This window comes from Streptomyces sp. NPDC034084 (assembly GCF_055575535.1).
Window position 1 is genome coordinate 117,101 of the sequence record NZ_JBVISK010000010.1, and the last position, 24,610, is coordinate 141,710.

The following is a 24,610-nucleotide window of genomic DNA, read 5'->3' on the forward strand; positions in this document are numbered from 1 at the left end:
CGAAAGGAGCCGGCCCCCGTCCTGGGGCCGGCTCCGTGTCGTTCGGCCGATCAGCGCGGCGCGATGTCGATGCGCAGGGAGAGGAGCGTACGGGCGTCCGTGCCATCGCCGGTGAAGACGGCGAATCCGCGCCCCTTGGTGAACGTCACTGTGAACCGCGGCCCGCTCTCGAACGTGGTCGCGGTCGCGCTGTTCTGCGCGCGCGTCGAGGCGAGCGCCCGCGCGGTGGTCCGGAAGGCGTACGGGGCGCCGTCGGGGTTGGCCGCGGAGTGGAAGACGTCGGTGTTGACGGGCACGGGCGCCGTGCCGACGGGGCTCAGGGGCTGCTTGCCCGGGTGGACGCGCGGCGTCCAGGTGCGTGCGTCGTACTGGTCCCCGTCCGTGAGGTAGCTGTACCGGGCCCGGCGCAGGGACCAGCCGTCCTCGGAGTCGTACGCGCGGGCGTCGCGCAGGTCCAGGACGGCGACGCCGTTCGGCCCGAGGACGCTGAGGTGCTCACGGGGGCTGCCCGGCCGGTCGACGACGAGGGCGGTGTTCTCCTCCAGGGCGTAGACGCGGTCGTGGCCGGTGTCGGAGGCGAGGCGCAGCGCCCGGCCCTCGCGTCCGTAGGCGCCGGTGTGGGTATCGACGAGCCCCGACCGGAGGAAGCCGAAGCCGCCCTCGGGGAGGTAACCGAGGCGCGTCGCGTCGTCGAAGTAGCCGGGGGCGCTGCCGTCCTTGAGCCCTTCGTACGACTCTCCGCCAGTGACCATGTCGGGGCCGGAGGCGATCTGGGCGCCCGCGGAGGACCCGGCGATGACGGCGCCTCGGGCGAGCTTGGCGCGAATGGCGGCCAGGACCTTGGAGTCCCGGTGCTCGCCACCGCGCAGCAGGGTGGTGAGGTACCGGTACTGGTCGCCGCCGCCGAAGAAGAAGCCGGTCATGGAGTTGACCTGAGCGACGACAGCGTCCGAGTCGGCGTTGGCGACGTGGTCGATGTCGAGGGGGATCCACTGGGCGTCCGCGGCGCCGTGCCGCTTGAACACGTCGGCGTAGTAGGCGCCGTTGCAGGCGGAGTTGCTGCACCGCTCGGGGTCGCCGGCGTGGGGGTCCTGGCTCTCGGGTACGGAGGCGGCCGTGATGATCCCGATGCGGGCGCCGGGGCCGCCGGCCCGCTTGATGATCTCGCCGTAGACCTGGGTGTTGCTCTCCTTGAGGGCTCCGCCGATCAGGACGAGGGACCCCGACTGCGTCCGGGCCTTCGGGGCGTCGGCGAGGGCGGAGGAGGAGACCGAGAGGAGGGATACGGCGAGGGCGCCGGCGAGGACGGTGCGGCGTGCGGGTGCGGAAGGAACGCGCATGGTGCCTCCGTTGAGGGTGGGATGGGTGGCGGGATGGTGCGTGGGGCGGGGGCGCGTGGCCGGGGCCGGTGGCGGACGCCTCCAGCGGCGTCGGCGCCGTACCCGCAGCGGAGGGGAAGCGGGGCTTCCCTCCGCAGTGCGTCGGCGTCGGCGCCGGGCTGCGTCGGTGTCGTCAGGTGGTGCCGGCCGTGCCCAGGGAGGCGATCAGGTCGGCGAGGAGGGCGATGCGCTGCGGAACGCTGGTGACGTCGAGCCACTCCTGGGGCGTGTGGTCGGCGCCACCGACCGGGCCCAGGCCGTCCAGGACGGGGATTCCCGCGCCGGCGATGAGGTTGGCGTCCCCCACGCCGCCGGTGGCGGCGGCGCCCAGCTCGATGCCGGCCGCTCGGGCCGCGGTGCGCGCGTGGTCGAACATCCGCCGGGAGGCGGGGGTGTCCTCCATCGGCGGGCACAGGTCGAGTTGCTCGACCTCGACCGTGACGCCGGGGACGCCGGGCTGGTCGGCGGCTTCGCGGATGGCCCGGGTGACGCGCTGGATGTCGGCCGTCGTGGCAGCGCGCACCTCGATGCACAGTTCCGCCTGGGGGCAGACGATGTTGGCGCGGGTTCCGGCCCGGACGACGCCGACGTTGACGGTCACGTCGTCCCAGTGGCCGTTGAGGGCCTGGAGCGCGACGGTGAGGTGGGCGGCGGCGAGGGCGGCGTTGGCACCCCGCTCGGGTTCGATGCCGGCGTGTGCGGCCCGGCCGGTGACGGTGAGACGGAAATCGGCGACGCCCTTGCGGGCGATGACGAGGTCGCCGTTCTCCCGGGCGCATTCGAGGCCGAGTCCGAAGTGCACGCCGCCGGCCGTCTTCTCGATCAGCGGTCGGCTGGCGGGCGAGCCGATCTCCTCGTCGGGGGTGGCGAGCAGGACCAGCTCGTCGTACGCGTCGACGCCGAGGTCGCCGAGGATCTCCAGGGCCGTGAGTCCGGCGAGCAGGCCACCCTTGTCGTCGCTGACGCCGGGGCCGTACGCCGTGGAGCCGTCGATCCGGAGGGGGCGGGCGGCCGCGGTGCCGTTCTCGAAGACGGTGTCCATGTGGCCGGCGAGGAGGATCCTGCGGCCTCCCTCCGACTCGGGCAGCGTGCCGCGTCGGCGGCCGACGAGGGCGTCACCGGTCCGGTGTCCGTCGGGCGTCGACGGGAAGCGGACGCGTTCCACGGCGAACCCGAGCCGTTCGAGCCGGCGCTCGATCCAGTCGGCGACCTGGTTGACGCCTTCGGCGCTGTAGGAGCCGGAGTCGACGGAGACGAGCTCCTCCAGGTCGCGCAGGTAGTCGGCGCGGCGGGCTCGGGCCAGGTCCAGGAGGTCGTCGAGCCTCTCCTGGCGGCGGGCGGGGGCGCTCACAGGACCTTGGACAGGAAGGCGCGGGTGCGCTCCTGCTCCGGGTCGACGAGCACCTGGCGGGGATCGCCTGCCTCCACGACGACGCCCTCGTCCATGAAGACGGCGGTGTCGCCGACCTCGCGGGCGAAGCCGATCTCGTGGGTGACGACGACCATCGTCATGCCGTCCGCGGCGAGCTGCCGCATGACGTCCAGGACGTCTCCGACGAGCTCGGGGTCCAGCGCGGAGGTCGGCTCGTCGAAGAGCATCAGTTTGGGCTTCATGGCGAGCGCGCGGGCGATGGCGACGCGCTGCTGCTGTCCGCCGGACAGTTCGGCCGGGTAGTGGTGCCCGCGGTCGCCGAGACCGACCTGGCCGAGGAGGGCGTGGGCCTGCTCCCGGGCGTCGGCGCGGGAGACGCGCGCGACCTTGACGGGGGCCTCCATGACGTTCTCGACGGCCGTCATGTGGGGGAAGAGGTTGAAGCGCTGGAAGACCATGCCGATGTCGCGGCGGCGGTCCGCGACTTCGCGCTCGCGCAGCTCGTGGAGCTTGTTGCCCTGCTGGCGGTAGCCGACGAGCTCCCCGTCGACGGTGAGCCGGCCGCCGTCGACCTTCTCCAGGTGGTTGATGCAGCGCAGGAAGGTGGACTTCCCGGATCCGGAGGGGCCGAGGAGGCAGCACACCTGGCCGCGCTCCACGGTGAGGTCGATGCCCTTGAGGACCTCGAGCCTCCCGAAGTGCTTGCGTACGCCTTCGGCGCGCACCATGGGGGTGCTCATCGGTTCTGCTCCTTGCTGTTCTTGCCGAGCCGCTCCACCGTTCCGCCGAGGAGGCGCCGGAAGGGCGAGACGTGTCCGGCGCGGGTGGTCCCGCGGCCGTAACGCCGCTCCAGCCAGGCCTGGGGCAGGCTGAGGAGGGTGACGAGGGCCAGGTACCAGATGCTGGCCACGACCAGCATGGGGATGACCTGGTAGTTCTGTGCGTACACGTCCTGGATGTTCGACATCAGGTCGTGGGCGGAGATGACCGAGACGAGCGCGGTCATCTTGAGCATGTTGATGGTCTCGTTGCCCATCGGCGGGATGATCACGCGCATGGCCTGCGGCAGGACGATCCGGCGCATGGTCAGCGCGGGCCGCATGCCGAGCGAGTGCGCGGCCTCGGCCTGCCCGGGGTCGACGGACTGGATGCCGGCGCGGACGATCTCCGAGGCGTAGGCCGCCTCGTTCAGGCCGAGGGCCAGGAGGGCGGCGATCGCCGGTGTCAGCAGCGCGTTGGTCTCGGCCTGGAAGAACGTGATCTCGGTGAAGGGGACGCCGATCTTGACGTACTTGTAGAGCGCGGCGGCGTAGCCCCAGAAGATGATCTGGACGAGCAGCGGGGTTCCGCGGAAGACCCAGACGAACGCGTTGGCGAGTCCGTACAGCACGGGGCTGGACGAGAGACGCATGACGGCGATCAGCGTGCCGAGGACCAGCCCGAGCAGCATGGCGGCGGCGGTGAGCCAGAGGGTGGTCGCGAGACCGTCGAAGATGAGGTCGGCGAAGAGGTAGTCACCGACGACGTTCCAGTGCAGGTTGTCGTTCTTGGCGAGGGAACCGATCAGTCCGAGGAGGGCGAGTACCGAGGCGACGGCCGCGGTCCAGCGCGCGTAGTTGCGGACGGGGACGATCTCGAGTTCCCCGGTGGGGGGCTGGTGCGTGGGGGTCCTGTTCTGCGGGACCTTGGTGGTGCCGGCCATCTTTAGTCCACCGCCGCGTTCTTGGTGGCTTCCTTCACCGCGATCGACGGGACGCCGTACTTGTTGTAGATCTTGATCAGGGTGCCGTCGTCGATGAGGGACTGGAGCGCCTTCTGGAGGGCGTCCGTCAGCTCGGGCAGCTGCTTGCTGACCGCGATGCCGTTGGGCGAGGCGTTGTAGCCGCCCGGGGCGGCGGGGTCCTCGACGAGGTCGAAGGCCTTGCCGCTGTCGGCCGTCTTGGCGACCCAGCCGGCGGCGGGCTTGGTCAGCACCTGGGCGACGACCTTGCCGGAGCGCAGGGCGAGCTGGGCGTCCGAGTCCTTGGGGAAGGTCTGGATGTCGATCTTGCCCTTGCCCGCGCCGGAGCAGGCGGCCTGGTGGGACTTGAGCAGGCCGAGCTGGTTGGTCGCGGCCTGGACGGCGACCTTCCGTCCGCACAGGTCGTCGAGGGTGGTCACCTTCGCCGGGTTGCCGTCGCCGACGAGGATGCCGGAGCCGGACTGGGAGTAGTCGACGAAGTCGACGACCTTCTGGCGCTCCATGTTGTCCGTGATGGCGGACATCGCCACGTCGAACTTGCCGGCCTGGAGGGCGGGGACGATGCCGTCGAACTTCTGCGGGGAGAAGGCGAAGGTGACGCCCAGCTTGGCGCCGAGGGCCTGGCCGAGGTCGTAGTCCAGGCCGGTCAGCTCGGTCTCCCCCTCCTTCACGTACATCTCGAAGGGCGGGTACGGCACGTCCGTCGCGACGCGCACCTCACCGGCCTTCTTGATCTTCTCGGGGAGCAGGTCGTGCAGCTTCTGGTCCTTCACGATCTCCACGCCGCCGATGACGACCTTGCCCGACGGGGCGGCGGGCTCGTCGCCGCCGCAGGCGGACAGGGACAGGAGCATGGTCGCCGCGACGGCGGCGGCGGCCGCGGGGCGCGCGATAAGAGCGTTCATCGCCTGGAACCTCTCGGTGGTTATCTGCCGGCGGAGTCTGACCGCCAGGCACTGCTGCGAAGTTACAGAGGAACCCATGCGATGACTAGATGTAAGTCCCATTACGTTCACGTAACGAGAGTTTCAGCCCAGCCGTTGGGATGATTTGGGCGTTTTTTGCGTGCATTCGTGGCTCAATTGCGGCGGGCTGGGCGCTGTTCCGGACTTACATCTTCCCCATCCAGACCATTACTTGTATGTTCCGCTACCAATCCCGCAGCCCTCGCCCGACGGCCGCGACATCGAGTTCGCCCCTTTCCAGGAGTGCACATGACACACCGTCCCTTCAGGACCCCCGCGGCAGCTGCCGTCGTCCTCACCGCGATGGCCTCCGTACTGATGGCGCATCAGCCGGCGCAGGCGGCGGCCGACCGGATCAGGCTCGGCAGCGCGTCCGACGTCAGCCGCAGCACGTGGAACGGCCCGGCGTTCACGATGAACGGAGCCGGCGGCATCGTGACGGCCTCGATGACCAGGGCCATCGACGAGATACGCGGCGGCACCGGGAGCCTCGACGTGGTCGTCCTGGCCGGGTCGGCGCCGACGTCGGGCAGCAAGACTCCGGAGTGTGACACGATCACGGGGTTGACCGGCGTGAACTCCTGTACGACGTGGACGCTGACGACGGCGTCCGACGGCAACAACAGCCAGATGAACACCGACGTCCGCAACGCCGAGTTCGTCTACTTCGCCGGCGGCGACCAGTGCCGCTACACCGCCTGGAAGGGAACCGCCCTGGAGGCCTCCGTCGAGGCGGTCGTCGCCAAGGGCGGCGGTTCCGGCGGCGGCAGCGCGGGCCACCACATCAACAGCCCGATCGTCTACGACGCCTGCAACGGCAGCGTCACCAGCGCGGAGGCCCTCGCCAACCCCTACGACCGGTACGTCAGCTTCACCACCGGCATGTTCGAATGGGCGAACTACGGGGCCGTCATCAATGACTCCCACTTCGTGACCCGCGACCGCATGGGCCGCACCATGTCCTTCCTGGCGCGCGCCGTGAAGGACGGCCTCGCGCCCGGCGGCTCCGCCTGGGGCGTCGGGGTGGAGGAGGGCGGCGGGTCGCTGTTCCTCGACCGCAACGGCATGGCGACGCAGTACGGCAAGGACGCCTACGTCGTCCTCGCCGACCACCAGCCGGAGCAGGCCATCGACAGGAAGCCGCTCACCTACAGCGGCTTCAAGATCTGGCGTCTGACGCCGGGCTCCACCTTCGACTTCAAGAACCGCCCCACCTGCGGCTACTACCTGCGCAGCGTCACGAACGGCGTGACCGACGCCAACCTCTACAACGGGACGCCCGTTTCCGACTGCGGCAGCCAGGGCGGCGGCGGGTCCACGGTCGCGGAGAGCGAGCCCAACGACACGCGCGACGCGGCCGACGACGCCACCGCGCTCGCCCCGCCCGGCACCCTCACGGGCAGCATGAAGTCGACCAGCGACCGCGACTACTTCAAGGTCTCCGCGGCTGCCGGGCAGACCGTCTCGGTGAACTGCGCCGTACCCTCCGCCTACGACGCCGACGTGTACTGGCTCAACGCGAACGGCAGCACCCTGACCCGTTCCGTGAACGACGGGGCGGGCACCGACGAATCCCTGTCGCTCACCAGGACCGCGACCGGGACGGGCACCTACTACCTCGACGTGGAGGCCTACAGCGGCTCCGGTTCGGCCGCCTACACCTGCACGCTCACCAGAAGCTGAGGCAGTCGATCCCGCGGGGCCCTCGCACACGCGGCCGGGCCCCGCGGGCATCCCGTACTGCACATGACGACCCGGCCGGGACTCCGCGTTGCCGGGGCTCAGCACGGGCGGCGCTCAGCTCGGCCGGTGCTCAGCTCGGCCGAGCAAGGCGCCACGGATCGAGCAGCTCGTCGAGTTCCCCGTCGGTGAGTAGCCCGTCGCGGGCCGCCAGCTCCCGGACGGGAACCCCCGACTCCCGGCATTCCCGCGCCAACGCCGTGGATCGCTGGTAGCCGATGACCGGGTTCAGCGCGGTGGCGAGGCCGGCGCTCCTCTCCACCAGAGCGTGCAACCGCTCCTCGTCGGCCTCGATGCCGGCGACGCAGCACTCGGCCAGGAGCCGGCAGGCGGCGGCGAGCCGGTTCGCGGAGTTGAGCAGGTGGTGGACCATGAGGGGTTCGAAGGCGTTCAGCTGGAGCTGACCCGCCTGGGCCGCCGCGCAGACGGCGGCGTCCGCGCCGAAGACATCGAAGCAAACCTGGTTCACGGCCTCGGGCATCACAGGATTGATCTTGCCCGGCATGATGCTCGACCCGGCCTGGAGCTCCGGCAGCCGGATCTCGCCGAGGCCCGCCCCGGGGCCCGAGGCCAGCAGCCTGAGGTCGTTGCAGATCTTGGACAGCCGTACGGCGAACTGACGGAGGGCGCCGGAGAACCGGACGAAGCCACCGATTCCCTGCGTGCTCTCCACCAGGTCGCGGGCGGGACGGACCGGCACGCACGTGACCGCTTCGAGGTGGGCGACTGCCAGACGTGCGAAGCCCTCGTCCGCGTTGAGGCCGGTGCCGATCGCCGTGCCCCCCAGGTTCACCTCCAGGAGGGACGCGGCGGCCAGGCCGATGAGGTCGGCATCGTCTCGTACGGTGAGGGCGAACACGTCGAACTCCCGACCCAGCGTCATCGGCACGGCGTCCTGCAACTGGGTGCGCCCGAGCTTCACCGTCTTCGCGAAGTGCCCGCCCCGGTCGCCGAAGGCGTCGCGCAGCACGGTCATCGCGTCGAGCAGCCGCCCCGCGGAGGCGTACACCGCCAGCTTGGCCGCGGTGGGATACACGTCGTTGGTGCTCTGGGAGCGGTTCACGTCGTCATTGGGGTGAAGGTGCTCATAGCCGGCGCGCGGGTGCCCCAGGATTTCGAGCGCCCGGTTGGCGATGACCTCGTTGGCGTTCATGTTCGCCGAGGTTCCCGCCCCACCCTGGAAGACGTCGACGACGAACTGGTCGTGCAGGCGACCCGCACGGATCTCCCGGCACGCCGCCACGATGGCCCGGGCGCGTTGCTCGGAAAGGGTCCCCAGCTCCAGGTGGGCCAGCGCGGCCGCCTCCTTCACCGCGGCCAGCGCGACGACGAGTTCGGGATGCGACGAGAGGGGGATGCCCGTGAGGGGGAAGTTCTCCACCGCGCGCAGGGTGTGGATGCCCCAGTACACGTCCTCCGGCACTTCTCGCACACCGATGAGATCGCGCTCTTCGCGTCGCATGTCGTCCCCTCGCTGTCGGCACGGGCGGCTCGCGCGCCACCCGCCACAAAGTATCGGGCATTACAATTCGACACGCAACCGATATAGTGAATCAAGCATTACGGCATGGGCACGGCTGCCCGGCTACCGACCGCACGGGGTTACCCGGCGTCGGTACCCCGGACGAGCATTCACCGGAGCGGTCCGGCTTCCCGTTGTAGGGCTGGACGGAGACGTCCATGACGGAGGAGTCGCGCAGGACGATGGTGTCCGGGGCCGACAGGACGGCGCGGCGTCGGGGCCCAGGACGCCCAGGGAGACGAGCTTGGTGAGGCTGCTGTCCTTCCGCCACACCTCGAAGTAGCCGGAGTCCTCGGGCAGTCCCTGCACGCGATCTGCGAGCGCAGCGAGTCGGGGCCCGGCTCCGCGTAGCGGGGTTGGCAAGGGAGAGCGCGCAGCGTGCTCCCGCAGCACGCGCCAGGCGCGCAGCGCCCGCAGGGGCCGCGCAGCGAGGGAGGGAGCGCAGCGGACTCCCGGTGCCCCTGCCGCGTGGCAGGCGGCGGCCGGTGCCGCGCCCCGACCCGCCTACCCCGCGAGAAAAGGGCCTGTGCCGCGCCGTGGTGCGCCCGGCCGTCTTGCTGCGCCCACAGCGGGGCAGGACGTGCCAGGGGCGTAGGGCGGCGCCTGCGCCCGCGCCGGGGATGGTGCGGGGTCTACGCTGGCGGTGGATTCCTTTTCGGATGTTTTCGGTTGGCCGGTCCCCCGTATCACCCGCTTTGGCGGCAAGGGGGCCGGCCTTTTGCGTGCCCGCGCCCGGCTCTGGGCTACGCCCCCGAGGCCGAGAGGGCGGCCGTGTGTGCGTGGTGGAGTGCGGTGCAGCGGATGCCGCCGGCGGGGTGCCACTCCATGGCGGGCTCTGCGGTGGTGCCGTGCTCGGTGCAGTACGGGGTGGGGGTGTGCGGCCTTCTTCTTCGGCTTCGGCATCTCGTGCACGGTCGCCTCGCCCCCGCCGGCTTCGCCACGGGATTCCTTCGCCTTGGCCACCGACGCCTCCAGCGCGGCCATCAGGTCCACCACCGGGGCCGACGGGGCTTCCTCGACCTGACCGGCGCAGGCTCGCGGTGCTCGGCCTTGGCGCTGATCACCTCGTGGAGGGCCTGCGTGTAGTGGTCGGTGAGGGTTTCGCCGAGGGCGTCCAGGTGCTCCACGGCCATGGTGTCCATGAGCGCGCGGGCACCCTCGATCTCCTGCTCGCTCACCTCGACCTCGGGCGGGGCGAGGTCGGCAGGGGAACGGATCTCATCGCCCCAGTGCAAGCCCTGGATACTCAGCGCGTCACCGACCGGGCGCAGCAGCCCGAGCCGCTCCCGGCCCCGCAGCGCGTACTTCACCACGGCGACCTTCTCGGTCCTCTCGAGCGCCTGCCGGAGGAGGGTGTACGGCTTGTTCGCGACGTCGCCCTTCGGCCGCGCGTAGTAGTCGTCGACCCCGTACGTGACGGGGTCGACGCTGTCGGCGGCGATGAAGGCGACGACCTCGACGGCGCGCGCGGTGGGCAGCGGCATGCCGGAGAGGTCCTCCTCCGTGACCGGGATCAGCTGGTCCTTCGTGACCTCGTACGCCCGGCCGATCTCGTCCTCGGTGAGCACTTCGAATGGCTCGGGGCATCGTGTCGCGCTCCTCCGGGCCCCCCTGGACGTGCTCACAGGCTAGGCAGACCCACCCTGTGATCGCACGGGGACGGCGCTGCGCAGGGGACCGGGCGAGGGCCTGTGGAACACATCCGGTCCCCTGCACAGAGGGGCAGGGGACCGGGCGGGGCAGCGGGGGCAACGACCAGTCGACACCGGGGCCGGCGCCACAGTAGCCGCTCACGGCACCACCCCGAACCGCGCTACGACATCGCCAGGGCGTTCGGTTGACGCGGCGCGGGCATCACCACGCGGGCGCGAAGATCCGGGTGTACCACTCGTGCGGGGGCTCGGTGCCGTCCCAGCCGTGAGCCGCGCGGGCGGAAGCTGAAGGGCGGGCAGCCCATGCCGCGTAGTCGTCCTCGAACGAGGTGAAAGAACGACTTCGGGAAGGTGATCCGCCCGTGCGATACGCGGAGGGGTGCGCACGCCGAAGTGGCGGCACCCCTGCCGGGTGGCTCTGTTCGCGGGAGACGACAGCGTTTCTACAGCGATTCGGGAGGCACCGGGGCTCTGGGCCCGGTCCGGATGTTCACGAGATTCGACAGCAGTCTGAGGCTGGGATTGTGGACCGTGCGCGTTCGATTGCGAGGATCTCGGGTCTCGGGGTTGAAGTTGCCGTTGCGGCAGCTCCTACCGTCGTGACCAGGGCCGGAGAAACCGGCCCGGCGACACACATGTGCAGGAGTCGTGATGGACTGGCCGATCTCAGAGGTGGCCCGGATGTCGGGCGTAACCGCCCGGACACTGCGTCACTACGACGAGACGGGCTTGCTGCCGCCGGCCCGGACCGGGGCCAACGGGCACCGCTACTACGGGGAGCGCCAGCTGCTGCGGCTGCAACAGATCCTCGTGTTGCGGGCGCTGGGCGTCGGGGTGCCGGAGATCGGCCGGATCCTGTCCGAGCAGGTCGACGAGGTGGATGCCCTGCGGGGCCACCACCAACGCCTCCTCGAGGAACGGGACCGGCTCGACACGCTGGCCGGCACGGTTTCCCGCACGATAGCCGAACTGGAGCAGTCCAGGAAGGACGGCAACCCCATGACCATCAACCGACCGGAGAACCTCTTCGAAGGCGTGGCGCCCTCCCAGTACGAGGAGAACATGCGCGACTTCCCCGAACTCGCCGAAGCGGTGGCACGACGCGCCGACGCGATGAGCCAGGCCGACGCCGACGACGCGCACCGTGAGCGCACCGCGCAGATGATCCGGCTGGCCGAACTCATGGCCGCGGGCCTTCCGGCCGACGCCGACCCGGTCCAGGCCGAGGTCGACGCCCAGTACCGGGCGCTGACCGCACTGCGCGCGGTCTCCGCCGAGGAGTACCGGGCCATCGGGCGCTCCATCGTCGACAACGAGACGTGGCGCGCCGCATACGAGGCCATCGCTTCCGGCCTGGCCGCGTACCAGCGCGACGCCATCGAGGTCTACGCCACCACCCGGCTGAACTGAGACACGACGCAACCGCCATCGAGGAAAGAGCCGCGATGGCGGTTGCGTCACGTCACGGCGGTCCGGCGATGTTCGATCCCGAGGACCGGCCGCGGCCGCCCTACCACGGTGCCGCCCATTCCCGTGAACAACGACTTCCCACCACGAAAGACCGCCTTCCAACGCGTTGAATAATCGCTGTCGAAAGTCGTGAACAAAGCCAGGCGATGTCCCGGAAAAGCGGCCATAAGCTCCCCCTTGGTCGTACGGATCCGCCCCGCTCACAGTCCGGCGCCCGGGCGGTACCAAGGTATCGCCCTGGGCAGTCACGGCCGCGTCGCCTGCCGAGTCAGTTCCTACGCCTGATGCGCTCACCCATGGAGCCGAGTCGAAGGACGGAGCGCTGACAAGCCAGAAAGACTGCTCGGAGATCCTCACCCGACGGTTGTGCAGCGAGGAGTTGCTGAGATGGGTAGTGCGGAGTCATGTCGGAAGGCCCAGGCGGGGCTGGAGCGGGCGCAGGGGAGATTTGTAGCCGCCACCATCGGCTGGGCGAAGAGGAGCGTGAGCTCGCAGCCCTGCGCGCATCGGGGCAGCCTCGGCAGTGATCGAGGCAAAGGAGAGCAGTGTGGGCACCGCCCGCTCCGCGCGCGATGCCGCTCAAGATGCTGTGGAGGACTGGGAGACCCTGGTCAGTACCGCGTGCGAGGGACCGGACACCTAGCTCTTGAAGGTGCCTGTGCCACGTCCGTTTGACTGGCTTGCTCTCGATGGGACGGTCGAATCACTTTTGCGGCCCTGTCTCATGTGCCTGCATGTCCCAGTATCCGCTCGGCTTGCGGCGATCACCTATTGCCCATAGATAACGACAGCGGTCATGGTGGCGGCCCGGCGGTACTGCTCCCAGGGCGCGTCTGGGCGCCGGGCCTCACCCCCGCACGCCCTATCGGCGCGGGCTGCCCTGACCCTACGGCAACGGCATGCCCGGGTCCGTCGGTCCGCCGCCGGGACGGCGCCGGGCGGACCGTGGCGCTCTCAGGAGCGCAGGCGCGGGCGCGGCGGGCCGTCAGCGGCTGGTGTAGGCCTCAGCCCAGGCGAGGACGTCGCGGGTGCGCTTGGTCTCCCCGAACTGCTTCAGCATCTCCGCTACGACTCCGGCGAGTTCGGCGGCGCCTTCCGCGTCCTCCCGTATGAGGGACCGCCGGGCGCCGCCCGGCACACGGTCCTCTTTCGCCCGGGATCACGGGCCCGCACGCCGAACGGCCCGCACCGTCACCCGGTGCGGGCCGTTCATCCACCCAAGAGCCGCCGGAAGGGGGGAAGTCCGGCAGGCCCTGTATATCCAGAGCGGTCCCACGCGCTCACCACCCACATGCCCCCGATCCCACAACCCACACCCAGTGATCCGACCGAGCAGCCCGGACAGCCTGGCCTGGAGTTGCTTCGGCCGAAACGAGCACCCGCCGGCGGGCGGCCTGGCGCATGAGTCTGTGAGCTGCGCGGGCTACGGGGCGGGGGTGTAGTGGACGACGGTCATTTCGCAGGGGCCGCCGGCGTAGACGTTGATGGCGTCGATCTCGCGCTGGTCGGCGGAAAGGTCCCAGCGGAGCTTGGTCGCGGTCCACTCGGCGAGGTAGCGGCAGGTGGCGTTCGGAGCCGGCGGCATCCAGGTGGCCGGGTCCTGGTCGGCCTTCTAGCGGTTCGTGCGCGCGGTCACCGCGACCAGGCTGGTGGCCGCGTCCTGGTCGTTCGCGTACGCCTCGCGCCGCTTCGCGTCCCAGGCGGAGGCACCGGAGTCCCAGGCCTCGGCAAGCGGGACCATGTGGTCGATGTCGAGCTTGCCCGGGTCGGTGACCTCCTGCTCGTCGTAGTACGACACCCACTCCCCCTCCGACAGCCCCCGCACCCTCCCCGGTGCGGGGCCCACGCGCTGCGCCCGGTGGAGCCGGACTCGCCCAGGTGTGCTTCGGGCGTCGGCTGGAGGTCAGGTGTGCTGGTGCGAGATGCGTGTCCGTTGCACGAGGGGGATGCCGAGGCGGGCGGCCATGGCTCTCTCCAGGTCGGAGACGACGTGGCCGGGGGTGGCGCTGTTCTGCGGCTCCGCCCGGGCGGATCGCTCGCCTCCAGGCCGTCCCTGGCCTGGCAGGTTCACCGTACCGAATTACGCGCGGCAGGCACTACGACACGCCGGGGGAGGCGGCCTCGTACGGCCCAATGGCATGGGCAAGCAGTATTCAACTGTCGCGAGTTGTCGGTAATGCTGAGCGTGGTCAGTGACTTTCCGTGATCCCCAGAGGGTTGTCCCACTGCTCCTGCGTCAGCTCGTGGTACCGCTGTAGTTCCGAAGGACGTTCACAGCCCTGTCGAAGGCCGAGTCCCTCTTCTTGTCGAACTCCTCCTTGGTGAAGACCGGCTCGGTGAGGTGCGGCGGAATGCCTGTGCCGTCGAAGGTCCTGCCCGACCGCGTCAGGAACTCTTCGTTCGGCAGCCAGGCCGACATGCCGTTGGGGAGCTTGCGCGGCATGACGTCCGAGAAGACGCCCTGTGTGGGCTGCCCGATCCGGACCGTCTTGCCGGGCCGGTCCATGAGGGCCTGGGTGAAAGTCTCCCCCGCGCTGAAGGTCGAGCCGCCGGTCAGCACGGCGATCGGCCCGGTGTGGCGGGGTCCCGGGGCGGGCGTGACATACACGGGTTGGGGGCGAGTGTGCCGGGTGGGATCGGCGGGGTCGTTGCGCGCCTGCTTGGAGTAGGCCAGGTAGGGGGTGTCGGTGAGGCGCTGGGCGATGTGGATTCCCAGGGCGTCGGAGCCACCGCCGTTGATGCGCAGGTCGATGATCAGGCTCTTCAGGCGCTGGGTGCGCTCCTGGCCGAGGACCGTGTCCAGTGCCCTGTCGAGCTCGGCCAGCTGGGCGGCGTAGGAAGTCTCATCGCCCGCATACCCGCCGAAGCCGGAGATCCGCAGATAGCCCTGTCCGCCGGGGAGGTCGGCGTAGGTGATCCGCCCCTGGGCGAAGTCCTGGAGGTTCCGGGCGTCCTTGAGGTCGCGCTCCGTGATGAACTTCTTGACTTTGGTGTCCAGTTCCCCGGTGGGCACGACGGTGCCGGGACGGACCTGGGAGAAGACTCGGTTGCCGTCCTGGACGGCGACGTGGGCGTCGCGGAGCGGCTCGACCATCTCGCTGAAGACGGCATAGAGCTCATCCCTCGTCGTCCCGTTGTGCGCCTGGGGGCGGTACTGGTCGCGGACCTTGTGCCAGTCGATGCCCTTGGACGCGAAGAAGGGGTAGTTCTCCTCGAAGGTCTGCCAAAAGACGTCGAAGGTCGTGCGGGGTTCCTCGGCCGTCGGGCGCGCGCAGGCGTCGGGCAGCGCCGGGATGCGCCGGAGGTTCCGGCTGCCGACGGAGGCGTCCGCGCGCAGGAACGCGTGGTCGCGGTCTTCTTGGGCGCGCACGGTCAGGACGACACCGTCGGGCGTGGTGTAGGTGCCGGGGCCGGTCCGCTGCGCGGAGTCGCCCTTGAGGCAGCTGACGGCCGTGGTCTGGTACTCCTGGAAAGTTCCGTTCCGGATGGATAGCACTGTGCCGTAGCCGTCCATGCGCCAGATTCCGTCGGTGGTCGTCTGTTGGGCGGTGGCGGTCGGCGTGGCTGGGCCGGCGAGGGCCAGCGCGACGGCGGTTACCGTGACAATGCGCACGATCTTGCCTTCTCTGTGGGCGACTTGCTCGGGACGGCCCAACCATCGCCGACACGGCGTTGCCCCGGCCATCCGGTTGTCCGGTTGATCGGGGGTGGGGCCAGCCCCTCCCCCACAACCGGCAGTAAGGCCTCGTAGAGGGTCTTCTGCTCGGTGCGGCAGTCGGGGCGGCGCTCAGCCCACGATCCCTCGGCGAGTCCACCGCCGTCCACCAACTGACTCTCGATACCCACGACGACAGGGCTCGGAATCGTCGGAAGCGCTGCCGCCTACCGTCAAGTCAAGCCAGACGGTGTTCCCGGTAGGGCGGGAATGGTCCGTCAGTCCTTGGCAATGGCCATACCGAGGAAGATTCCCACGATCAACGCGGCGCTGCCCGTAGCCATGACCGCCCACGTACCGCTCTGCGTGGCGGTGAACGTCGAGGTCATGCCCGCCTGCGCCGCGGCCCGCGTCGCCTGCGCCCCAGCCATGGACGCCTCCTGCACAGCCAGACCCGTCTCCAGCTTCTGGACCTTGCTCTCCAGCTCAGATGTCTCCACCGTGCGGTTCCTCTCTGCCGTGATGCCGGCTGATTCCGGCATCAACCTCGATCCCTTCCCCGCCGCTCCCATGCGGTCGCCAGGGGGCCACTCCAGAGCACCCGGATGCCGACCCCCTGCTCCAGACAGCCCCGGACCTGCCGATACGCGGCGCGACCCATACGGCTGCCGACCTGCTGGGAGAGTCGGTCTCAGGCGTCGTCCTGGTAGTAGTGGATTCACTGACAGTCCGGCACGGCAGGGCTCATCACGCCCAATTCGGTCCGGTGTTCAATTCGTCTGACCCGTACAGCCGTCCGGGCCGGTCCTGGGTCTGACCAGCGGCGCCGTGGACGTCCTGGCCAGACTCGTGGAGAGTTCTGGAGAAGCGTGACCAGATCGCCAACCGCGAGAGGCGCATTTCCCACAGAGGTCGGCCGGCGAAGTTCGACACGTCCGACTACAAGCAGCGCCACACGGCGGAGGGCGAGATCAATCGCCTCAAGCACCACCGCGCGGTCGCGACGCTGACGGTGCACGCGACGGCACCCGGGGCCCGATGGAGGTCCACTCCCACCGGGGAGGAGTGCCCTGGCGGTTCTCGCCCAGGCTGCCGGCAAGACGCCACGGCAAACGGCCCCGACCTCCATGAGGAGGCCGGGGCGGTGATCGAGCGCTGGGCAGGCCTTGCACCTGCATCCCCCCACGGGAAGTGGGGTGTCTTTCCTTGGACCACCAACGCCAGTCCCGCAACCCGCCTCGAATGGTGGGCTAATCAGTCGATTTGCCTTGAGATGTACGACATCAACATCCCTGCCACTGTCGACGCGGACGGCAAGTGGCGGGCGACCGGTCGGCATGCCAACGCCCTTGACGCGACCCAACGCGAGGGCTGGGACTTCCTCATGGAGATGGATCCCCACTTCTCCATTGCGTTTCCAGGTGAGGACTGCGGCGAGATCACGGTGCGAGTCGTCGAGGCCGAGGATGGAACCCTCACGCTCGTGGAGGCACCGGACTGGGACGGCTCCGTGAGCGTCACCTTCGACCTCACCTGAGTTCAGCTCGCAAGGGCAGGAACCCGACTTCGCTACCCTGCACCAACTTACTGATCGTCTCAGAATGAGGTTCGCAGGCGTCTCAAGCAGATTATGCTGCAGGCGAGTTGGAGCAGGCCGAGGTGGAGGTCGGCGCTTATCTCGTAGCGGATGCGGAGTCGTTTGAACTGGTGGAGCCAGGCGAAGGTCCGCTCCACGACCCAGCGGGTCTTGCCCAGCCCGGAGCCGTGCGGGACGCCTCGACGGGCGATCTTGGGTGTGATGCCGCGGGCCCGGAGGATGCGGCGGTACTTGTCGTAGTCGCAGCCGCGGTCGGCGAACAGCCGGCCCGGCCGGTGACGAGGCGGCCGACCAGTCCGCGGATGCGAGGGATCGCGTCCAGCAGCGGTGTCAGCTCGGTGACGTCGTGACGGTTTCCGCCGGTCAGAGTCACGGCAAGAGGAGTGCAGTACCGGTCGACGATCAGGTGGTGCTTGCTGCCCGGCCGCGCGCGGTCTACCGGCGAAGGTCCGGTGCGAGCCCCCTTTCAGGGCCCGGACGTGCGAGCCGTCGATCGCACAGTCGTCCATGTCCAGCAGGCCGGCCTTGCGTAGTTCGGACAGGAGGACTTCGTGCAGGCGGGGCCAGACACCGGCCTCGGTCCAGTCCCGCAGACGCCGCCAGGCCGTCACCCCACTGCACCCTGTCCCCTCGGCGGGCACGTCTCTCCAGCTCACGTTCTTGCGCAGCACATAAACGATGCCCCGAAGAGCCGCACGGTCGTCCGCTGGCAACCGCCCGGGATACCGATGCCGCCGCGGCGGCAGCAGTGGAGCGATACGTTCCCACAGCTCATCAGGCACAAGATCATCCGACACCAGCAATACTCTGCCGCCACCTAGCCCGACCGCTAACCCCCAGCAGCGAACTCATTCTGAAACGATCAGTAAGGGCTGCCCACCGTGCAGCGGAAGCCGCAACGGGCCAGGTCACATCACTCGAAAGAGGCCCATGCGGATGTCTGGAGAACCGTCGACCTTGATCTCGTAGAGCACCGAGCCGGCCATCGCGGCCTCGGCGGGCAGTACCCCGACCGGGCGGGGCTGCATCAGCTCGAACGGCGGGTGCAGCACGACCACCAGCTGCGACCTGGTCTTCCTGGGCACACCCCCAGCGTCGTCCCCAACCGCCCGCCGTGCAGGTCGACGCCACGCGGGTGGTGGGTCCAGTCGCCGGCACCTGGTGCAAGCAGGGCGGCGACCGGGCGGTGGTGAGAGCCGAGGCGAAGGCCGCGTGCCCGTATCGGCGCACGGCGGGCACCGGTGTCACAGCGTGAGGCTGCCCGTCCGTGGCCCGGCATCACAGCTACCGGGCCATGGACGAGCAGCATGATGCCGCCGCACCGTCATGCCGTCTGCGAGTCGGACCCGGCGGTGAAGTGGACGGTCGGCGCATAGGTGGGGCGCGGGGGGGGGGACGACGAGCGTGGGTTCGGCCGGCGTCCGGGGGCCGGCGGGCGGCTTCGGATCCGGCGTGGCGGGGGCGGGCGCGGTGCCGGCGGCCGCGAACTCGGACCTGACCGCAGGCCCCGGGGTCGCTGCGGCTGCCGCCCGTGGCCTGCGGCGAACGCTGCTGCTCCCGGGCGGAGGGCTTCTGCCTCGGGGCGGGGCTTCGTCCAATCGACCGGCTCGCACGCCTGGACGAGCGGCGCCGGCGGGCAGGACTACGCGGTCACGTGGGACCATAGGAGCGAGCACTACCACGACTTCCGGCTCCGCATGTCCGGAAGCCCAGCGCCGATCTGAAGGCCACCCGGGAAATCCAGACCCGGGGCGGTGCCCCCTATCCGGTCGACATCCTGACCTTCACCAATACCGGCACCGCTCCCGCCGAGGACGTCACGATCACCTACACCTTGTCGTTCGCGCTCGGCGGCTGCGGCGTTGGCGAACACGATGGGCGGGCGCATACTGATCACGACCTTGCGGGCGGAACGGACGACGGACGATCGTGACACCTGGATCTAACGCCCGGTAAGGACCCAGTCAACAGCTTCCGCGACAGATTACTTCAACCCGTTACGCGCAGAACTTCTGGAAATCTGCTTAGACCTGCGGTCGAGAAGGGACGGTCATGGCGGAAGATCTCTACGAACAGTGGCGGGCTTGGGCAGTTCGCAAGCGGCTCGGCGGGTCCGAACAGGTGGAAGCGGCAACCTGGGCGGCAGTGGGAGCGGCGTCCAAGGGAGCGAGTGGTGAGGAAGCCGCAGCCATCGCCATGAGCGCGGCGCAGAAGATCGCGGAGTCGCCGGCAGCTGAACCATTGCAACCGGGTGGGCTGACATGGGAGGCCGCCATGGGGAGGGGGTGACGAGGTAGTCGGTGCCGTAGTCGCCATCCAGGTTGCGGTAGATCACCACGGCTCCGGGGCCATCTTCTGTCGGCACCCGGAACACCGGCCAGCGTCCGGGATCGAAGAGGACCTCGGACAGGGCATCGGCATCGGCGCCGTCCTCACCGAACCACTCCGGAACCGGCCGCTCAGCACACTCACCGTCGCTGCACATCGCCAGAAGGTAGTTCGACCAGAAGCCCGGGCGGGCCAGCAGTGACTCGCCCGCCACCAACGGGCCGACATCGTATCCCTTGATCAGCACCCCTCGATCCTGTCACCGGCCACCGACACGGTCCGATCCGGGATCGGTAAGGGGGCACCGCCCAGTTACGGGACAGCGCTTAGGGGCTTGGCAGTTGAGGCATTGAGGCAGCAGAGTGCCGCACGTACCTGGAGGTGTTCGTGGCCGAGCCCGGGGGCGTCCCCTGTTCTCAGTGCCTTCCGCTGGTCTGCGAAGAAGAGGTACACGCCGTCACCGAGTGTTCACCTACCCAGATGACCAGCAGCTTTCCCGACTAATGCGGCGTCGGCAAGCACCCTCGACTGAGACACATTTTCGTGTCTAGAGAACCGCAACACTCTGCCGTCACCAAGCCCGACCGCCAACCCCCAGCAGCGAACTCATTCTGAAACGATCAGTTAGGTCCCTGAACTCGAGGAGACCCTACGTCTCCCCTTCCCCGCTCCCCGTCCCGCTAGCCTTGAGGGGCTGAGCTGAGCCGTCAGACCGACGGTCGCTGTGGGTTCAGTCACTGCAGAAACCCGCTGGTCAGGGGGGTCGGGTGGGGCAGGGACTGAAGGGACTCAGATCTGCAGTTATGAGCCGCACAGAGTTACCAGCACTGCTTTCACGCCCGCGCATACGCACACGCACACGAAGGATGGAAGTAGCGAAGTTCGGTCACTTCAGTCCCTCGCGAAGGGGCAATCGCGCTCTGACCTGCAGTTCTTTCGAGGGACTCAACGCTCAGGGACTGAACCAACCGAGAACCCCTCTGCTGCGCACCACGCGGTCCGCCAGTTCGCCCTCACAGCCGCGCTCGCCCGCGAGATCGACCGCGTCGGTTAGTACTCCAGTTGTAGATCGTGATCTTGCCGGTGGGGCCTGCAGGGGAACGGGCGCGGCCAACCGTTGACCATCGCCGGTGTGTGGACCGACGACGAGCCGGCGGCCACTCCACAGTGTCGATCCCGCACGTTCACACGGTCGGCCGGCATGCCGCCGGGCACTGGCGAGCGGTCCGGGCCTGCCCTCGGACCGGGCCGCTCACCCCGTGCTACTCCTCGCTGACCGCTTGGTCCGCCGGGTGGAAGTTGATGCGTTCACGGATGACGGGGAAGCCGGCCTTGGCAAAGTTCGCGGCCATGGGGAGGTTGCCCTGGTCCGTCGCTCCGCTGATGAACTCAGCGCCCTGCTCGACGAGGAGGTGGGTGCATTCCGCGAGGAGGTCGTAGGCGTAGCCGCGACCGCGCTGTTCCGGGACGACTCCGATGAAGCCGATCGTCGGGCCGGAGGGGTTGTGGGCCGGGATGTGGATGCCGGCCAGGTCGCCCTCCGGAGTGTGTGCGGTCTGCCACCATTCCCGCGGGGAGGGGCACCAGTGGAAGAAGTCGAGTTCCTCCTGGGCGGCCTGGTCGAGGCCGCCCTCCTCGGCGGCCCTGAGCGCGTGGGCGTCCAGGGTGGCGGAGTGGATGCGGCGCAACGCGTCGAAGAACACGGTGTCGTCGGGTTCGGCGCTGAAGCGCAGGCGTCCGGGCCGTTCGGGCAGACCGCGCTCGGGGGTCCAGCGGTACAGGAAGCGTTCCACCAGCAGTTCGTACCCTGCGGCTCGTGCGGCGGCGAAGCGCGCCTCGGCGCCGGCGCGCAGGTCGGGCTCGTCCCGCCAGTTGCCGGGCAGGTTGATCTCGAGTTCGACCTGCCAGGGAGCGGAGCGAAGGAGTGCGGCCCCGGCCTCCTCCTCACCCTCGGCCACGTCGAACCAGTTGATGTTGACGGGCTCCGAGTCGTCGGGGCCGCCCCACCACGCGCCGCGTGCGACGACCTGGCCGTCGCGCAGGGCGATGCGCTTCCAGTCTGGGCGGAACCGGGTACGCCGATGGCCCTCACGGGCGCCCAGGGGGTCGGGGTGTGCGTCGAAAAGATGTGCGTCGCTCGCGGAGAGCGCGCGGGTGACCGTATCGGTCATGGATTCCTCCGGGATACAGGCTGCTTGGAGCGCTCCCGGTCAGAACTGACGAGCCACGCCGGGACAGCGGAAGAGGGAGCGCTGGAAAGGTGTGAACTGCACGGCACTCGCCTCCTTCCGTCCGTCTCAGGGCGTGAAGCCACACCGTACGTGATCTTCCGCGGGCCCGTCCACGGATTTCCGCGCCCCGTGAACGAGGGGTGCACGGGACGATGCAGAGCTCCCTCAAAGCCCCCGGGGTCCTACTAGGGCGTGTTGCGAAAGTGCTTGCTGTGGGTGTCGGGACAAGCGGCCATTGATCAACGCGACCCGGGTTCGTACCATCTCCCGATGGGACATGACGATCTTCCGACTCTTGAACTCGCTTTTCCCGGACCAGAACGTGACCGTGGCGTGGCGGCGATCCTGAGCGGTCAGAAGACCGCGCTCACAGGCCTCCTGGAGATCTATGAGCACGCCGGAGAGGCAGTGCCGCAGAGCGGCCAGCGGTTCTCAGTGCTCGATTCCGAGGGTCGTCCGGCCGTCACGATCGAACTCGTCGACGTGCGGGTCGTTCCCATGAAGGAAATCGACGATGACTTCGCGCGAGCCGAGGGGCGCGGCTACTCCGACGTTGCACAGTGGCGAGCAGCCCACGAAGAGTTCTTCCAGAGCGATGGCGTGAGCGAGTTCCTGGGTCGCACCCCCGACATTACCGATGACACTCTCGTCGTCGCCGAACGCTTCCGAGTGGTCAAGCCCGTGTGATCGGTGGCCGGCATCCGACACGACGAGAGTCCGGAAGGATCAGCTGGGCAAGCTTTGAGAGGCGGCGGGAAGGCTGTTGGTCATAGCCACTCGTTGATGGCTGCGACCAGCACTGTTGCCTCATAGCGGACGGCAAGTTTGTCATATCTCGTGGCCACGGCTCGGTGGCGCTTCAGCCGGTTGATCCCGCACTCCACCGCGTGGCGCTCTTTGTAGTCGGCCTTGTCGAACTTGGGCGGTCGGCCGCCTCGGGAGCCGAGCTTCTTGCGGTTGCGGACATGGTCGGACTTCTCCGGGATCGTGCAGGGGACGCCCCGTCTGCGCAGGTAGGCGCGGTTTGCGCGAGAGCCGGCGCAGCCGTCGATGGGGGTATGGAGATCGACGAGGAGTACATTGCCGGACCAGGGCTGGTCGTCCTGAGCATCTCGGCCGCTGATGAGAACTCAGTTCGCGCTGTGATGGACGGTGTCCAGCAGCTGTGGGCCACCTCGGGCATCACGCCGGTGTGGCGCACGCCGGGCGAGCCTGGCGTTCGGCCGCACATGGGTGATCATCAGCGCGCCGGTGGTGGAGGCCGCCTGGCTCGGGGTGGCCAGGACGACCACGCCAAGTGCGGCGGAAGCGAGCGCGGCGATACGTACGGTACGGGTCATCGGCCGGGAACTGCCCTGGCAGACTTCGCCGCATGGGATTGTTCAAGCGAGCTGGCAAGCCGGAGACGGCTGCCCCCGGCCCGCGAGAGACGACGGTTTAGGGGACAAGGACGACCTTGCCGAGGTTACGGCGCTGCTCGATGAGGGTGTGGGCTCGGGCGGCGTCCTCGAGGGGGATCTCCTCGTGTACGACGGTGCGCAGGGTGCCGGCGTCGCGCATCTGCCAGAGTTCGCGCAGCCAGCGGTCATAGAGGTCGGGCTTGCCAACAGCGATGGCCCGCATCTGGAAGCCGATCATCGAGGCGCCGCGGACCAGGAGTTCGTACGCTTCCACCGTGCCGCCGCCGGAGCTGAAGGCCACCAGCCGGCCGCCCATCGCCAGGGCCCGTACGGCGGGGCGGAGCAGGTCACCGCCGACGCCGTCGAGAATCACGTCGTACGGAGCACCCCAGTCGACGTCCTCGTACAGGACGACCTCGTCGGCGCCCAGCCCTCGGACAAAGTCAGCCTTGTCGGCGCTGCTGACGGCGGCGACGACGCGTGCTGCCCCGCCGGCCTTGGCGTACTGGAGGGCGAGCGTGCCAACTGCGCTCGCCGCCGCCGTGACCAGGACTGACTCGCCGGGCTCCATGCGCGCGGCCTCGTAGGCACCGCGCGCCACCAGCCCGCTGCGGACCAGTGCGACCGCCTCCACGGCGGTCGCACTGTCCGGGATCCGGGAAGTCATGGCGGTGTTGAGAACCGCGAACTCGGCGTAGGCGTCGGCGAAGCACAGCCCGGTGACGCGCTCTCCGACGCCGAAGGCGGTGACTCCCGCACCTGCGGCGACGATCTCCCCGGCGACCTCGCCACCGAACGAGATCGGCTCACCGCCCTCCCGCACCTTGCGCACGGTGGGCAGGGTCACCCCGACCGCCTCGACCCGGATCAACACCTCCCCAGCTCCCGCCTCGGGTCGGTCGACCTCCTCGGCGAACAGCACCTCGGGTCCACCGTTGACCTCATGGCGAATGCGCAGCACAGGACCTCCCCGATCCAGTTTCATTGGATGCCCCAACGGTACGGGGAAAGTCATTGGGAAGTCCAATGACTTTTGGATAGGCTGAGCACATGACCTCGGACCTCCAGCGCATCCAGTCCCTGCCGACCTGGCTCGTCGGCCGTGTCGCGGCGCGTGGCCGGGGTATGGTCGCCGACGCGATCGCCGCGGAGGGGCTGAAGCTCATGCATCACGCGGTGCTGGCCGCGACCGCCGAGTACGGGCCCATCACCCAGGCCGAGCTGGGCCGTCGGTTGGCCGTCGACCCCAAGGACATGGTCGGCATCCTCAACCACCTCCAGATGGAGGGCCTCGTCCTGCGCGCCCCCGACCCCTCCGACCGCCGCAAGAACGCCGTCACCGTCACCCCGGAGGGCACGGCCGTCCTCAACCGCTGCACAGCTCTGGCCGAAGCCGCCAATGCCGAGCTGCTGGCACCACTCATCCCCGATGAGCAGAAGCAGCTGATGGCCCTGCTGACCCGACTCCACCAAGCACCGGAGAACCCGGCCTGATCCGAAAGAGCCAGCCGAGTCCGCCCAGCCGGGCCCGACTCACGGGCCCGGCGGTTCCTTGCCC

General features: G+C 69.3%; 20 protein-coding genes and 3 pseudogenes. 6 read left to right on the forward strand and 17 right to left on the reverse strand.

What is annotated here, in order from left to right:
• Positions 1-50: 50 nt before the first annotated feature.
• From ACZ51I_RS29675 to ACZ51I_RS29695, 5 genes are all read right to left on the reverse strand, one after another.
• Positions 51-1,340, reverse strand: a complete 1,290-nt coding sequence (locus ACZ51I_RS29675) for a cyanophycinase (protein WP_468881919.1) — start codon at positions 1,338-1,340, stop codon at positions 51-53.
• Positions 1,341-1,512: 172 nt separating this feature from the next.
• A complete protein-coding gene (locus tag ACZ51I_RS29680) occupies positions 1,513-2,730 on the reverse strand; it encodes a M20 family metallopeptidase (RefSeq protein WP_468881922.1) in 1,218 nt (405 codons plus the stop codon).
• Positions 2,727-3,491: an amino acid ABC transporter ATP-binding protein gene (locus ACZ51I_RS29685; RefSeq protein ID WP_468881925.1), complete on the reverse strand. Its 765-nt coding sequence runs from the start codon at positions 3,489-3,491 to the stop codon at positions 2,727-2,729. Before ACZ51I_RS29685 ends, ACZ51I_RS29680 begins: the two co-directional genes overlap by 4 nt.
• Complete coding sequence (locus ACZ51I_RS29690) at positions 3,488-4,453, reverse strand: amino acid ABC transporter permease (protein ID WP_468881928.1); 966 nt, start codon at positions 4,451-4,453, stop codon at positions 3,488-3,490. Before ACZ51I_RS29690 ends, ACZ51I_RS29685 begins: the two co-directional genes overlap by 4 nt.
• A gap of 2 nt (positions 4,454-4,455) precedes the next feature.
• On the reverse strand, positions 4,456-5,397 hold the full coding sequence (locus ACZ51I_RS29695; protein ID WP_468881931.1) for an ABC transporter substrate-binding protein: 942 nt from the start codon (positions 5,395-5,397) through the stop codon (positions 4,456-4,458).
• Positions 5,398-5,706: 309 nt separating this feature from the next.
• Here ACZ51I_RS29695 and ACZ51I_RS29700 point away from each other — a divergent pair, with 309 nt between their 5' ends.
• Positions 5,707-7,140: a pre-peptidase C-terminal domain-containing protein gene (locus ACZ51I_RS29700; protein WP_468881934.1), complete on the forward strand. Its 1,434-nt coding sequence runs from the start codon at positions 5,707-5,709 to the stop codon at positions 7,138-7,140.
• A 130-nt stretch (positions 7,141-7,270) separates the two neighbouring features.
• Here ACZ51I_RS29700 and ACZ51I_RS29705 read toward each other — a convergent pair whose 3' ends face one another.
• Complete coding sequence (locus ACZ51I_RS29705; RefSeq protein WP_468881936.1) at positions 7,271-8,659, reverse strand: aspartate ammonia-lyase; 1,389 nt, start codon at positions 8,657-8,659, stop codon at positions 7,271-7,273.
• A 1,043-nt stretch (positions 8,660-9,702) separates the two neighbouring features.
• Positions 9,703-10,287: a non-homologous end joining protein Ku gene (gene ku, locus ACZ51I_RS29710; protein ID WP_468881939.1), complete on the reverse strand. Its 585-nt coding sequence runs from the start codon at positions 10,285-10,287 to the stop codon at positions 9,703-9,705.
• 735 nt (positions 10,288-11,022) lie between these two features.
• On the opposite strand from ku, the gene ACZ51I_RS29715 reads away from it, so the two are divergent.
• Positions 11,023-11,781, forward strand: a complete 759-nt coding sequence (locus ACZ51I_RS29715) for a MerR family transcriptional regulator (protein WP_468881942.1) — start codon at positions 11,023-11,025, stop codon at positions 11,779-11,781.
• A gap of 1,045 nt (positions 11,782-12,826) precedes the next feature.
• Here the strand turns inward: ACZ51I_RS29715 and ACZ51I_RS29720 are convergent.
• The 4 genes and pseudogenes from ACZ51I_RS29720 to ACZ51I_RS29735 form a co-directional block, all read right to left on the reverse strand.
• Entirely contained in the window at positions 12,827-12,979 is a 153-nt protein-coding gene (locus ACZ51I_RS29720; RefSeq protein ID WP_468881945.1) for a hypothetical protein, read from the reverse strand.
• A gap of 285 nt (positions 12,980-13,264) precedes the next feature.
• A pseudogene (locus tag ACZ51I_RS29725) lies at positions 13,265-13,687 on the reverse strand (HNH endonuclease family protein); the annotation flags it as partial.
• 390 nt (positions 13,688-14,077) lie between these two features.
• Positions 14,078-15,454 (reverse strand): S41 family peptidase, encoded by a 1,377-nt coding sequence (locus tag ACZ51I_RS29730; RefSeq protein WP_468881947.1) that lies wholly within the window; start codon positions 15,452-15,454, stop codon positions 14,078-14,080.
• A gap of 320 nt (positions 15,455-15,774) precedes the next feature.
• A complete protein-coding gene (locus ACZ51I_RS29735; protein WP_468881949.1) occupies positions 15,775-16,038 on the reverse strand; it encodes a hypothetical protein in 264 nt (87 codons plus the stop codon).
• A 731-nt stretch (positions 16,039-16,769) separates the two neighbouring features.
• Here ACZ51I_RS29735 and ACZ51I_RS29740 point away from each other — a divergent pair.
• A complete protein-coding gene (locus tag ACZ51I_RS29740) occupies positions 16,770-17,033 on the forward strand; it encodes a hypothetical protein (RefSeq protein WP_468881951.1) in 264 nt (87 codons plus the stop codon).
• 59 nt (positions 17,034-17,092) lie between these two features.
• Here the strand turns inward: ACZ51I_RS29740 and ACZ51I_RS29745 are convergent.
• The 4 genes and pseudogenes from ACZ51I_RS29745 to ACZ51I_RS29760 form a co-directional block, all read right to left on the reverse strand.
• Positions 17,093-17,890, reverse strand: a pseudogene (locus tag ACZ51I_RS29745) (IS5 family transposase).
• Between the two features lie 111 nt (positions 17,891-18,001).
• Positions 18,002-18,178, reverse strand: coding sequence for a hypothetical protein (locus ACZ51I_RS29750; protein ID WP_468881953.1), 177 nt, complete (start codon positions 18,176-18,178; stop codon positions 18,002-18,004).
• Positions 18,179-19,143: 965 nt separating this feature from the next.
• Positions 19,144-19,668: a hypothetical protein gene (locus ACZ51I_RS29755; RefSeq protein WP_468881956.1), complete on the reverse strand. Its 525-nt coding sequence runs from the start codon at positions 19,666-19,668 to the stop codon at positions 19,144-19,146.
• A 1,015-nt stretch (positions 19,669-20,683) separates the two neighbouring features.
• A complete protein-coding gene (locus ACZ51I_RS29760) occupies positions 20,684-21,592 on the reverse strand; it encodes a GNAT family N-acetyltransferase (protein WP_468881958.1) in 909 nt (302 codons plus the stop codon).
• Positions 21,593-21,922: 330 nt separating this feature from the next.
• Here ACZ51I_RS29760 and ACZ51I_RS29765 point away from each other — a divergent pair, with 330 nt between their 5' ends.
• Positions 21,923-22,339 carry an ASCH domain-containing protein gene (locus ACZ51I_RS29765; RefSeq protein ID WP_307530672.1) on the forward strand — a complete coding sequence of 139 codons (417 nt, stop codon included), beginning with the start codon at positions 21,923-21,925 and terminating at the stop codon, positions 22,337-22,339.
• Between the two features lie 80 nt (positions 22,340-22,419).
• Here the strand turns inward: ACZ51I_RS29765 and ACZ51I_RS29770 are convergent.
• Positions 22,420-22,686 (reverse strand): annotated as a pseudogene (locus ACZ51I_RS29770) (IS5 family transposase); the annotation flags it as partial.
• A gap of 24 nt (positions 22,687-22,710) precedes the next feature.
• Here ACZ51I_RS29770 and ACZ51I_RS29775 point away from each other — a divergent pair.
• Complete coding sequence (locus ACZ51I_RS29775; RefSeq protein WP_468881961.1) at positions 22,711-23,136, forward strand: DUF6207 family protein; 426 nt, start codon at positions 22,711-22,713, stop codon at positions 23,134-23,136.
• Here the strand turns inward: ACZ51I_RS29775 and ACZ51I_RS29780 are convergent.
• The gene (locus ACZ51I_RS29780) at positions 23,090-24,013 is read right to left on the reverse strand and encodes a quinone oxidoreductase family protein (protein ID WP_468881964.1); all 924 of its coding nucleotides are present in this window, start codon (positions 24,011-24,013) and stop codon (positions 23,090-23,092) included. The genes ACZ51I_RS29775 and ACZ51I_RS29780 overlap by 47 nt on opposite strands.
• Positions 24,014-24,102: 89 nt before the next feature.
• Here ACZ51I_RS29780 and ACZ51I_RS29785 point away from each other — a divergent pair, with 89 nt between their 5' ends.
• Positions 24,103-24,546, forward strand: coding sequence for a MarR family winged helix-turn-helix transcriptional regulator (locus ACZ51I_RS29785; protein WP_468881967.1), 444 nt, complete (start codon positions 24,103-24,105; stop codon positions 24,544-24,546).
• The last annotated feature ends 64 nt before the right edge of the window (positions 24,547-24,610 follow it).

Coding starts and splice junctions, on each gene's coding strand:
- ACZ51I_RS29785 (WP_468881967.1), top strand. CDS start 24,103: ATGACCTCGGACCTCCAGCGCATCCAGTCCCTGCCGACCTGGCTCGTC.
- ACZ51I_RS29695 (WP_468881931.1), bottom strand. CDS start 5,397: ATGAACGCTCTTATCGCGCGCCCCGCGGCCGCCGCCGCCGTCGCGGCG.
- ACZ51I_RS29775 (WP_468881961.1), top strand. CDS start 22,711: ATGGAGATCGACGAGGAGTACATTGCCGGACCAGGGCTGGTCGTCCTG.
- ACZ51I_RS29690 (WP_468881928.1), bottom strand. CDS start 4,453: ATGGCCGGCACCACCAAGGTCCCGCAGAACAGGACCCCCACGCACCAG.
- ACZ51I_RS29760 (WP_468881958.1), bottom strand. CDS start 21,592: ATGACCGATACGGTCACCCGCGCGCTCTCCGCGAGCGACGCACATCTT.
- ACZ51I_RS29765 (WP_307530672.1), top strand. CDS start 21,923: ATGGGACATGACGATCTTCCGACTCTTGAACTCGCTTTTCCCGGACCA.
- ACZ51I_RS29735 (WP_468881949.1), bottom strand. CDS start 16,038: ATGCCGGAATCAGCCGGCATCACGGCAGAGAGGAACCGCACGGTGGAG.
- ACZ51I_RS29715 (WP_468881942.1), top strand. CDS start 11,023: ATGGACTGGCCGATCTCAGAGGTGGCCCGGATGTCGGGCGTAACCGCC.
- ACZ51I_RS29685 (WP_468881925.1), bottom strand. CDS start 3,491: ATGAGCACCCCCATGGTGCGCGCCGAAGGCGTACGCAAGCACTTCGGG.
- ACZ51I_RS29740 (WP_468881951.1), top strand. CDS start 16,770: ATGTACGACATCAACATCCCTGCCACTGTCGACGCGGACGGCAAGTGG.
- ACZ51I_RS29705 (WP_468881936.1), bottom strand. CDS start 8,659: ATGCGACGCGAAGAGCGCGATCTCATCGGTGTGCGAGAAGTGCCGGAG.
- ACZ51I_RS29700 (WP_468881934.1), top strand. CDS start 5,707: ATGACACACCGTCCCTTCAGGACCCCCGCGGCAGCTGCCGTCGTCCTC.
- ACZ51I_RS29675 (WP_468881919.1), bottom strand. CDS start 1,340: ATGCGCGTTCCTTCCGCACCCGCACGCCGCACCGTCCTCGCCGGCGCC.